At 42.6% G+C, this 12069-nt stretch carries 6 protein-coding genes; 2 read left to right on the forward strand and 4 right to left on the reverse strand.

Annotated elements, in window-relative coordinates:
• Positions 1–5: 5 nt before the first annotated feature.
• The 4 genes from AB6735_RS20465 to AB6735_RS20480 all read right to left on the reverse strand — a co-directional run bounded on the left by AB6735_RS20465 (position 6) and on the right by AB6735_RS20480 (position 6843).
• Entirely contained in the window at positions 6–1007 is a 1002-nt protein-coding gene (locus AB6735_RS20465) for a 4-hydroxyproline epimerase (protein ID WP_370997910.1), read from the reverse strand.
• Positions 1008–1015: 8 nt separating this feature from the next.
• Entirely contained in the window at positions 1016–1954 is a 939-nt protein-coding gene (locus AB6735_RS20470) for a dihydrodipicolinate synthase family protein (protein ID WP_370997911.1), read from the reverse strand.
• Positions 1955–2395: 441 nt separating this feature from the next.
• On the reverse strand, positions 2396–3781 hold the full coding sequence (locus AB6735_RS20475) for a SusD/RagB family nutrient-binding outer membrane lipoprotein (protein ID WP_370997912.1): 1386 nt from the start codon (positions 3779–3781) through the stop codon (positions 2396–2398).
• A 26-nt stretch (positions 3782–3807) separates the two neighbouring features.
• Positions 3808–6843: a SusC/RagA family TonB-linked outer membrane protein gene (locus tag AB6735_RS20480; protein WP_370997913.1), complete on the reverse strand. Its 3036-nt coding sequence runs from the start codon at positions 6841–6843 to the stop codon at positions 3808–3810.
• A gap of 363 nt (positions 6844–7206) precedes the next feature.
• On the opposite strand from AB6735_RS20480, the gene AB6735_RS20485 reads away from it, so the two are divergent.
• Positions 7207–9558, forward strand: coding sequence for a beta-L-arabinofuranosidase domain-containing protein (locus tag AB6735_RS20485; protein WP_370997914.1), 2352 nt, complete (start codon positions 7207–7209; stop codon positions 9556–9558).
• Between the two features lie 27 nt (positions 9559–9585).
• Positions 9586–11988, forward strand: coding sequence for a glycoside hydrolase family 127 protein (locus AB6735_RS20490; RefSeq protein WP_370997915.1), 2403 nt, complete (start codon positions 9586–9588; stop codon positions 11986–11988).
• The last annotated feature ends 81 nt before the right edge of the window (positions 11989–12069 follow it).

A 12069-nucleotide genomic window follows, 5' to 3' on the forward strand; every position in this document is an offset into this window, starting at 1 on the left:
ACAGGTTATATCACCTGGAAACCATGTGCATAAGGATCATCATCATCAATCTTGATGGTGTTGTAGCCATAAACTTTGGCCCAGCCTTCTACACTCGGAATAATGGCATCTATATCATTGATCTTGACCACCTCTTCCACCCTGCCCGTAAATTTACTGCCAATGATGCTTTCATGTATAAATGGCTGGCCAACCTGTAGTTTACCTTTGGCGTGCCATTGCGCCATACGGGCAGATGTACCGGTACCGCAAGGCGACCTGTCGATAGCTTTATCGCCATAAAATACGGCATTCCTTGCTGTGGCATCATCGGATAATGTGGCCCCTGCCCAAAGGATGTGTGTGCAGGTATTGATGGTAGGATCCTGCGGATGAACAAACGTATATTTTTCGTTGATGCGCTTGCGTAATACCTGGCTCCAGGCAATCAATTGCCCGGCGGTATAATGTTCGATCCCGCCGAAGTTGGGCTGCGGATCAACTATGGCGTAGTAATTTCCACCGTAGGAAACATCAATAGTGAGCATTCCCAGATCAGGGCACTCTACCTGCAGATCTGTTGCCGCAAGATAAGCTGCCACATTTTTAAGCTTTACAGAGGTAACCTTTTTTCCCTCCTGTTTATACTCAATTAACACCAGGCCTGCTGGTGCTTCCATACGGATTATACCAGGTACTTTGGGTTGTATCAGGCCTTCTTCTACAGCAATGGTAATGGTGCCGATGGTGCCATGGCCACACATGGGCAAGCATCCACTGGTTTCAATAAATAAAACCGCCACATCGTTTCCGGGATCATGAGGTGGATACAGGATACTCCCAGACATCATATCATGGCCCCTTGGCTCAAACATTAAGCCCGTCCTGATCCAATCGTATTCCTTTAAAAAATGCTGGCGCTTTTGGCTCATATTGTCGCCTTTCAAAGTTGGACCTCCCCCAGCCACCAACCTTACGGGGTTGCCACAGGTATGCGCATCTATACAAAAAAAAGTTTTACTGCCCATATGTTGTATTATATCACAGCCTCACTTATTTTACCCCAGCTGCCTACAGGCAATACCGGACGAACAGCAAGTGCGTCGCTGATGATCTTTTGAACTTTTTCACGCTCTGCCCCTACTAAAGGTAAACGTGGAGCGCGTACATTTTCGGTACCTATACCGGTTGCCACTTCTGCCAGTTTAATGTATTGTACCAGTTTAGGGTGGATATCCAGCTCCAACACCGGTAAAAACCAACGGTAAATAGCCAATGCTTCATCATATCTTTTGGCTTTAACCAAACGGTATATGGCCACAGTTTCTTTAGGGAAAGCATCAACCAGACCGGCTACCCAGCCATTGGCACCCATCACTATGCTTTCCATAGCTAAGGGATCAACACCGGTTAATATTTTAAACCTGTCGCCAAAGCGGTTGATCATCCGGGTAACGTTTGAAACATCACGGGTTGATTCCTTTACCGCCTGTATATTATCATAGGCTGCAAGTTGTTCAAACATATCCAGGGTAATCTCTACCTTATAATCAACAGGATTATTGTAGATCATGATAGGTAATTCCGTGCTTTTTGCAATAGTAGTGATATAAGTTATGGTTTCGCGCTCTTCGCTGTTGTAGCGCATTGGTGGCAACAACATTAAGCCATCAGCGCCATTATCTAATGCTTTTTGCGCGCAGGTAACAGCCGCTTTGGTTGTTTGCTCCGCGATATTCAATATCACAGGTACTTTACCTTCCACAAAAGATACTGTATGGGCAAGCAGGTCATACTTTTCCTGATCGCTCAGCACGCTGGCTTCGCCTAAAGACCCTCCCAGTATAAATCCGTCAACACCGGCTTCCAGTTGGGCATTTAAGTTGATGTCAAAAGCGTCAAAGTCCAGTTCATCATTATCAGTAAATTTGGTAGTTACGGCGGGTAGTACGCCTTTCCAATCAAATGCTATCATTTTTAAATGTTTTTTTACAAAATTAGCGTTGTAGCAAGTATTAATAGGCCAGTAATTTAACAGGTACTAACCATATTTTATCAAACAAAACCATTATTAATACCGCTACCATGACAAATCATGATGCATAAAACTTTTTAAAGCTTCAATTTTAACACTTTTTGTGCTATAATTGAGGTAAAAACAGCTTCAAAACTGTCAAAAACTTATTCAAAACCATCAATTTTAACAATTTTTAACAAATTTTGACATGTTTTTTTTACTTTAAAAAGTATTAAAATAATAACCATCAGATAACTACATTAAAACAGATTTCTGGAGCCTTGCGGAGCTTAACTAAAACGGCCCGGTTGCATTTTTTACATACAACCGGGCCGTTACCTATACAAATATACTAAATTAATTAGCGGAATAAAAGGCCCGTTTTTGTTTTAGCGATACCTACTGCGCATCCCACCAAACCCTGTCGGTTAGTTTGGCGCTTTGTTGTGGTTGCGGGTTTGATATAATCTCGGTTTGCGGATATAGCACCCTGCGTGGTATAGCTGATAAGGCATTTTTAACCGCGGGCAATATCGGGAAGCCTGTACGCCTGAAATCGGTAAAGTTCTCTAATGAAAGAAAATTCGCTATCCCCTTTTCTTCGATGATCAGCTGCTCTGCGTTGGCGTTAGTTAATGGCCTTGAAGCTATATAAGTATTCGCGTTAGCTGTGCTCACGCCCAGTTTGGTCATATGCGATGATATGGCACTTTGATAAATAGCCTGAGCACTACTAAAACCGGAAAGGATGAGCGTGGCTTCGGCTTTTATAAACAAGGCTTCGGAGTAGTTTACAATGTAATTACTTGCCCCTGCAGCACCATAAAAGCTTCCTGGGCGCGAGTATTCTTCCAGCTGACCAATGGTACTCAAGCCCTGATCCAATCCCGTATATAAACTCGTAGCAAGTGCCGGGGCCACCATGATGGTTAAGCGTGGATCATTACGTGTTTTAAAACCATTAACCGCGGTGCTGGCCATTACAATAGTGCTGGCTGATATAAAATTCTGTTGCCACGGATTTTCTGCACCGGCAGCGCCACCGTAGGCCATTTTAAAATCATCATCATTTGATTGCATTCCGTTTTGAAGAGCAGTAAGTGCCAACTGCGCTTGTGTGGCAGCTGTATATCCAGGCGCTTTAGTCAAATGCATATAATAACGGGCTTTTAAGGTATAAGCCAGCTTTGTCCATTTACTCATATCACCTGCGTAAAAGAAATCATCTCCACCCGGACTTATAATGCCGTTTTTGGCAATGTCAGCAATACCAGCATCCAGCAAGCTTTGTATAGTAGTATAAATATCTTTTTGGGTATCATATACTGGTGTAAAATTAGCAGTTCCTTTAAAAGCTTGCGAGTACGGAATATCACCCCAAAGATCTGTTCCAGTGCCCAGGCAATAGGCCGTCAGGATCTTGGCAATGCCGGCATAGTTGGTTTTTCCGTCGGCAACGGCCTTTGCATTTAGGGTTACCAGGTTATTTAAGCAGTTCACATAAAGCGTCCTCCAATCATCATTCATATCGGTATTATACATTAAATAAGTGCCTGCATTGGGCGCTACCTGGTTTAGCGCGGCCACCTGCATATATTCCTGTACAATTACGGCTACGTTGCCTGCATATAGTTTTGATGATATAGCTACTTCAACCGGGGCAAGTATCTGGGCTTCCGCCACATCAAGGGGCTGATTGGGGTTAGTATTTACGTCAATATATTTTTTACAACCTGAAACACTTATCAGGATACATGACATTAAAATCATTGATATTTTTTTCATGATATTTTTTAATTGATAAATGATGATTAAAGGGTAAGCTTCATGCTAAAATCGATAGACCTGGATGTGGGTACAGAAAAGGAATAAATACCTTGCGAACCATTTGATGAACCGAACGAACTTACCTCAGGGTCGCCGCCAGTAAAGTGTGGTGCGTAGATCCACAGGTTACGCCCGGTTACGCTAAAATTAACTGCTTTGAAAGGACTACCCCTCAACCATGATGGTTTTACAGTATAACCTACACTTACATTTCTTAATTTGATATAGGTACCATCCTGTATTACAGACTCGGTTACGCCGTTTATACGCTGATAATAAGCCTGTCCGTCAACAGCCACGGTATTAGCTTGTCCTGTTGCATCACTTACTCCCGGAACCACCCTTAACCCTCTGTTTTCGGTTACTTTAGGTGTTCCGTAAAAATATCCGTACCCATCCACGTTATTCTGGATATCGCCGCCTTTTTTAACGTCAAAGAAGAAACTGAAATTAAACTGCTTATACCTGATATTATTGGCAATTCCGCCCGTCCAATCCGGGTTAATATTACCTATAACACCCTGATCGGCATCAGCATAAGGTAATCCGCTGGCATCAATGCGTAACTGCCCTTGTGCGGTACGTGCATAGCGTGTTCCATATATGGTTCCGTAAGGCTGACCTACAATAATTGTAGTAAAGCCATTTCCGATCTGTTGCAGATCGCCATCAATTGCCAGAACCTTATTCCGGATACGGCTGTAGTTGATGGTCATGTTCCAGGTAAAGTCCTTTGTTTTCACTGGCACTACGTTCAATAACAGTTCAATACCCCGGTTTTGCATTATCCCGGTGTTTACAGTAGTACCGTCATAACCTGTTGATGGTGCAATACTCACGCCCGGGATTAAGCCATCTGTCGTCTTTTTAGCAAAATAAGAAGCCTCTAAACTTATCCTGTTATTAAAAAACCCGGTTTCAAACCCTGCTTCAAATTCATTTATCCGCTCATTTTTCAAGTTAGGATTACCCAGCGTGGGGCTCAGTAAAAATCCTGCCTGGCCGTTGTAAGGGAACGAAATGTTACGAATAATGTTATCTTTACTTTGAGTGAGATACGGAGTAGTAAGTGAATAAGGAACCACATTACTGCCGCCAATCGTAGCATAGGATATTCTGAATTTGCCCAGGTTCATGATATCCTGAAATTCTTTGGAGAAAAACTCAGAAAATATAAAGCTGGTAGCTACAGACCCATAAGGGTAAAAATTATGCGCTGTTGATAGTACAGAGCTTCCGTCATACCTGCCGGTTAAAGACAGGATCAGGAATTTTTTATACTCAATATTGGACTGCGCGTAAAAACCGATCCTTCGTGTATTGTATTGGTTTTCAATAAAAGTAACAGTCGAAGCCGAACTGATATTATCCAGATCGGCTACCGAAAGCCCAACACCATTGGCATAAGCAGTTTCTGAATATTGAGAATAAATATTGTTCCCGATAACGCCATCAATATTAAAATCACCAAACTGATGATTAGCGCTTATAAGCAGGTCATTATTAAATTGCCTGAAATTGGTATTGTTAACCACGATACGCCCGGTAGGGTTAGATACTGACTCGGCCGATTCATGGTATCTATCCTGCTCAGTATATACATCTGCGCCAAATCTTTCAGTCACGGTTAGCCATGTTAATGGTTTATAATCGGCTGTAAATGTTGGCAGAAAACGGTTTACGCCCGATTTATTGGAAATATTATCCAATACCCAGTAAGGATTGTTCCTGGAATAACGATACAAGCGCTGGGTGCCGTCTGCATTTTCATAAGGCAGCAGGTTATATGATATCGGGGCTGTAAAAATAGTCCATACAGGGCTCTCCAGTGCATAACCTTCGGGCAAGCGATCATTTTGCGAATTGGTATAATTTAACTGGAATGTGGTAGTTAAATTTGGAAGGATCTGGGCGCTGTATTTGGCAAATACCGAGTTCCGCAGAAACTTAGTATTGGGCACCGTACCCTGCTGATTAAAATTAGAATAAGATATATAATAGTTAGAAGCCGCCCCACCACCGTTTACACTAAACACATTATTATAAGTATGCCCCGTTTTAAAAAACAGATCGGACTGGTTATATTTTTTTGCAGGCTGCCCGTTGATTTTTAAGGTATCCATTAAAGGTCCCCAGGAAGTGCTGGTTTTCTGATCATCACCATTATAATAAATACCATTGGTACCCTGGGCATATTTGCTTTGTATCTGCGGCAGCAGCGGGTTTTCGAAGGAGAAATCAGAAGTAAAATTAATGGTCGGTTTTTTATTGGCTGAGCCCGTTTTGGTAGTAATAATAATAACACCATTTGCACCCAACGAACCATATAAAGCTGTAGCCGCGGCGCCTTTTAGCACGTTGATATTTTCAATTATGGAAGGATCAATGTCGGCTACCCTGCTGGAGCCGGGCCCTGAATTGAGGTTTCCGGTTTCACTGTTATCTATCGGGATACCATCAACAACCATTAAAGCATCGTTATTTCCGTAAAACGATGATGCACCACGAACGACTATACGTGTTGAACTACCTGGGCTGCCAGATGAGCTGGTGATCTGTACACCGGATACTTTTCCGGCTATATCATTAACCAGGTTGGGGTCTTTACCCTGCACCAGGTCTGTGCCCTTAATTTCCTGGCTGCTGTAGGTTAATACTTTTTTGTCGCGCTTAATACCCAACGCGGTAACCACTACCTCGCTGAGTGTTTTATTATCTTCCTCTAAAATAATGTTAACGTTGCTGATATTGCTAACCTTAACTTCCTTCGCGGTATAACCAATAGCAGATACGCTGAGAATAACCGGGCCATTACTATCAATAGTAAATATCCCTTCGCTATTGGTAATGGTACCTTTACGCGTACCTTTTATTTTAACAGACGCACCTGGTATAGACAGGCCTTTTTCGTCTGATACTTTCCCTTTTAATGTAATTATTTGCGCTTTGGCATTATAACCAAATACAAAAATGCCTAAAAAGAGCAAAACAAGCCTTTTGAATAATCGTTTTAGCTTCATAAATTAATTTTTGGGGTTAAAAAATTATTAATTAAGTCTGATCTTTCAGATCATGTAAAAATATTTACCCCAATAGCTAATTTTTTAGCAAAAATTCACCACAACTACCTACATATTATCATTATTAAAACAAAATCCCATAAAAACCACAAACATTTCAAACAAAATATCAGCAGAAGATCAGTTTACACCTTTAAATACTGCTCTTATTATTAAATAGCTCGTTAACTAACAGTGTAGTATCCTAAATCGGTTAAAATCTGATTATCACCAGCAAAATATCATCAATAATTATTCAGGATACCCGTGTAACTTTACTGTATGTTTAATTGTTATAATCACACGAATTTTGCAGCTTTGTTAATGAAATTTACTTTATCATTTATCATTTGCTTTACAGCTGCAATAAGCTTAAAGGCTCAATCATATGTGCCTGAGTGGAAGGATAGCCGGATAAAAATAAAACCCGTTGTAGCGATACAAGCCTATTCATTTGATCTGAAAGATGTTCAGCTGCTGGAAAGCCCATTTAAACAGGCCATGCAGGCAGATGCCGCTTATTTATTATCTATTCAGCCCGACCGCCTACTGTCCGGATTTCGCTCCCATTCCGGGTTAAAGCCTAAAGGTAAAATATATGAAGGCTGGGAATCATCGGGCTTGGCAGGCCACACGCTGGGGCATTACCTGTCGGCCATTTCCATGCATTACGCATCAACCCGTGACCCTCAATTTTTAAAACGGATAAACTATATAGTTGCCGAACTTAATGAATGCCAAGCCGCACGTAAAACAGGCTACGTTGGCGCTATCCCGAAAGAAGACACGATATGGGCTGAAGTTGCCAAAGGCGATATTCGCTCCCATGGCTTTGATCTAAACGGAGGATGGTCGCCCTGGTACACGGTGCATAAAGTGATGGCCGGACTTTTGGATGCCTATTTATATGGCCGTAATATCCAGGCGCTTAAAATATGCCAGGGTATAGCCGATTGGACGGGCGAAACCATTAAAAACCTGGACGATGACAAACTGCAAAAGATGCTGCTGTGCGAATATGGCGGCATGGCAGAAACGCTGGCAAACTTATATGCAATAACAGGCAACAGAAAATACCTCGATCTGTCGTACAAGTTTTATGATAAGCATATTTTAGATCCGCTGGCTCAAAAACAGGATATTTTACCTGGCAAGCACTCCAATACCCAAATACCCAAAATAATTGCCAGCGCCCGGCGGTACGAACTTACCGGCGATAAAAAAGACCAAACCATTGCTGGTTTCTTTTGGGAAACGGTAACGGGTCATCACTCCTATGCTACCGGTGGCAACAGCAACTATGAGTATCTGAGCGACCCGGATAAGCTGAATGATAAACTGACAGATAATACCACCGAAACCTGTAATACCTATAACATGCTTAAGCTCACCCGCCACTTATTCGCGGTTGCGCCATCAGCTGCATTGATGGATTATTACGAGAAGGCGTTATATAACCACATCCTTGCTTCGCAAAACCATAAGGATGGTATGATGTGTTATTTTATACCTCTTAGAATGGGCGGAACAAAACACTACAGCACTCCATTTGATGATTTTACCTGCTGCGTGGGCTCGGGGATGGAAAACCATGTAAAATATAACGAAAGCATATATTTCAGGGGTACCGACGGAAGTCTTTATGTTAACTTATTTATTCCTTCTGTATTAAACTGGAAAGATAAAGGCATTACGGTTAAACAAGAAAGTAATTTACCCACCAGCGACCACATTAACTTTACCGTTAACGCAGCTAAGCCCGCTACTTTCTCCATCCGCATCCGTAAACCTAAATGGAGCAGCCATGTAAGCATCCGCATCAATGGCAAACAACAGCAGCTTATCTCTAATGCACAAGGCTACTTTGTTTTAACTCATAAATGGGGCAAAAACGATAAAATAGAATTAAATACCCCTGAAAATATCTACACGGAAGCGATGCCCGATAACGCGAACCGGCGCGCCATATTTTATGGCCCGGTATTGTTTGCCGGCGTTTTTGGCAATACCGAGCCCGATCCGTTGAAGGGTGTACCCGTTTTTGTGACTAACGAAACCAATCCCAACAACTGGCTGCAAATGGTTGATAAAAACCAGTTAAGTTTTAGCACAGTAAATATTGCCCAACCAAATGAAGTTAAGCTCATCCCTTTTTATCAGACCCAAAACCAATATTACTCGGTTTACTGGGATGTATTCACGCCCGAAGCATGGGCAGTACAGCAAAAGGCTTATGACGAACAAAAGAAAAAACAACAGGAACTGGAAGCCCGCACTACCGATATTTTACGTGTAGGCGAAATGCAGCCCGAGCGCGATCATAATTTCAGCGGTGAAAATGCGACTACCGGCGAAGACCATCAGAAAAAATGGAGGTCGACAGAAAACGGCGGTTATCTTCAATACGAGATGAAAGTTGATGCCAACACCCAAAACACTCTGATCAATACTTATTGGGGAATGGATAACCGCGGCCGTACTTTCGAGATATTGATTGATGGTATAAAACTGGCTACCGAAGATTTGAACCAGTACAAAGAAAGCCGTTTTTACGATATCAGCTATACCATTCCGATGGAGCTTACCAAGGGCAAACAAAAGGTAACTATTAAGCTACTGCCCAAAAAGGATAACAGCGCGGGTCCGGTTTATGGGAGCAGGATGGTAAAAAATTAAATGAACCAATTACAAGAAACTAAATATATGATCAGTACAAGAAAAACGGTCAGCATGCTATCACTATCCATGATGGCATTTACAGGGCAGGTATTTTCGCAGCAAAAAGATTATCCTATACAACCTGTGGCGTTTACCAGTGTCCATGTAAGCGATAATTTCTGGCAACCAAAAATGGAGGTTAACGCCAATGTAACCATTCCTTATGTATTGGCCCAATGTAAGGCAAACGGTCGCATGGATAACTTTTTAAGGGCTGCCAAAAAACTGGATGGCGATAAGCTAAGCGTATTCCCCTTTGATGATACCGATGTGTATAAAGCTATTGAAGGAGCCTCGTACTCTATGCAAAATAAGGCAAATCCCAAACTGGATAAATATATTGATACCCTGATCAGTATCATTGGTGCTGCCCAGGAACCCGATGGTTACCTGTATACTTTCCGCACGGTAAATGCAAAAAAACCGCATGAATGGATTGGCGCCAAACGCTGGGTACAAGAGGAAGTATTGAGCCACGAGCTGTATGATTGCGGGCATTTGTATGAAGCCGCCGTTGCCCATTACCAGGCCACCGGCAAACGGACACTACTTAACATCGCCATAAAAAATGCCGATCTGCTGGTTAAGGTGTTCGGTCCGGGTAAGTTGGAGGAATATCCAGGTCATCAGATAGTAGAAATTGGGCTTTCGAAAATGTACCGGGTTACGGGCAATAAGCAATACCTTGATCTGGCTAAGTTTTTTCTGGATGTACGCGGCCCCAAGGGCGACGCCTATAATCAAGCCAACAAAAAAGTAGTTGACCAACACGAGGCTGAAGGGCATGCCGTAAGAGCGGCTTACATGTATACCGGCATGGCAGATATCGCTGCCTTAACCGGTGATACCAAATATTTAACCGCTATTGATGATATCTGGGGTGATGTAGTTAACAAAAAACTATATATCACGGGCGGTATTGGCGCGACCTCTGATGGCGAAGCTTTTGGTGATGCATATCAGCTGCCAAACATGTCGGCATATGCCGAAACCTGCGCGGCTATTGGTAATGTGTACTGGAATAGCCGGATGTTTTTGTTGCATGGCGATTCAAAATATATCGATGTACTGGAGAGAACGCTTTACAATGGCCTGCTTTCAGGCGTTTCTTTAAGCGGCGACCGTTTCTTTTACCCCAATCCACTGGCATCTATGTCGCAACACCAGCGCAGCGCCTGGATCAGCTGTGCCTGCTGTATCAGCAACATGACCCGCTTTTTGCCATCGTTGCCTGGTTACGTTTATGCTAAAAACAAAAATGATCTGTACATCAATCTGTTCATGGGCAACTCCAGCAATATCAAACTCACTTCGGGTAATGTAAATATTGTGCAAGCAACGGATTATCCATGGAAAGGTAAAGTCGATATTACCGTTAATCCCGAAAAAAACAGTGAATTTACTTTAAGGATACGCATACCAGGCTGGGCCAAACAACAGCCGGTACCAGGCAATTTGTACACTTTTATGGATAAAAAAGCATTGCCGGTTATGTTATCTATCAATGGTCAGCCGCAATCATTTGTTACCGAAAAAGGCTATGCGGTATTAAAACGCACCTGGAAAAAGGGCGATAAAGTATCCCTCCTGCTGCCAATGAAAACAGAAAAAGTATTAGCAAACCCACTGGTAAAAGATGATAAAAGTCGTTTTGCATTTGAACGCGGCCCTGTTGTATACTGTTTAGAAGGCCCTGATAACAAAGACAGCCTGGTACAAAATATAATGGTTGATACCAACGCCATTGCCAATGCAAATTATCATGCCGATTTGCTTAACGGCGTAGATGTAATAAGCGCAGATGGCAAAAGCACAAAACGCCAGTTAAACAGCGATCAACTGATTGAAGCTAACCAACAGGTAAAAGCCATCCCCTACTATGCCTGGGCAAACCGTGGCCCAAGTGAAATGACCGTGTGGATCCCTTACGAGGCTTCGGCTGCACGGCCTAAACCTGCGCCAACCATCGCGAGCACCAGCAAGGTAACATCATCCTTAAAAAACACACGGATGTACGCATCCATCAAAGATCAATATGAACCTGCCGACTCCAAGGACAACAGCTACCCTTACTTGCATTGGTGGCCGGCCAAAAACACCAGCGAGTATGTTCAATACGATTTTGATACCGCGCATACGGTTAGTGAATCAAAAGTTTACTGGTTTGATGATGGTCCATGGGGCGGCTGCCGCATACCGGCATCTTACAAAGTACTTTACCTGAAAGATGGTCAATGGATACCGGTAAAAAACACTACACCTTACACCGTTAGTAAAGATGGCTTTAACACAGTAACTTTTGAACCGGTTAATACCACGGCCTTAAGAATGGAAATTCAGCTACCGGTGGATAATTCTTCCGGCATACATGAATGGGCTGTTAAATAACGATCATCTTGCTACAAAACACAAAAGCCTTTAGTCATATTCTAAAGGCTTTTCTATTTATAATACGGGCGTTTTGTAATT

The sequence above is a fragment of the Mucilaginibacter sp. RCC_168 genome (assembly GCF_041355315.1).
In the GTDB taxonomy this organism is placed as follows: domain Bacteria; phylum Bacteroidota; class Bacteroidia; order Sphingobacteriales; family Sphingobacteriaceae; genus Mucilaginibacter.

Excerpts from the sequence above, each read along its gene's own strand:
- AB6735_RS20485 (WP_370997914.1), top strand. The coding sequence starts at position 7,207 with ATGAAATTTACTTTATCATTTATCATTTGCTTTACAGCTGCAATAAGC.
- AB6735_RS20465 (WP_370997910.1), bottom strand. The coding sequence starts at position 1,007 with ATGGGCAGTAAAACTTTTTTTTGTATAGATGCGCATACCTGTGGCAAC.
- AB6735_RS20470 (WP_370997911.1), bottom strand. The coding sequence starts at position 1,954 with ATGATAGCATTTGATTGGAAAGGCGTACTACCCGCCGTAACTACCAAA.
- AB6735_RS20490 (WP_370997915.1), top strand. The coding sequence starts at position 9,586 with ATGATCAGTACAAGAAAAACGGTCAGCATGCTATCACTATCCATGATG.
- AB6735_RS20480 (WP_370997913.1), bottom strand. The coding sequence starts at position 6,843 with ATGAAGCTAAAACGATTATTCAAAAGGCTTGTTTTGCTCTTTTTAGGC.
- AB6735_RS20475 (WP_370997912.1), bottom strand. The coding sequence starts at position 3,781 with ATGAAAAAAATATCAATGATTTTAATGTCATGTATCCTGATAAGTGTT.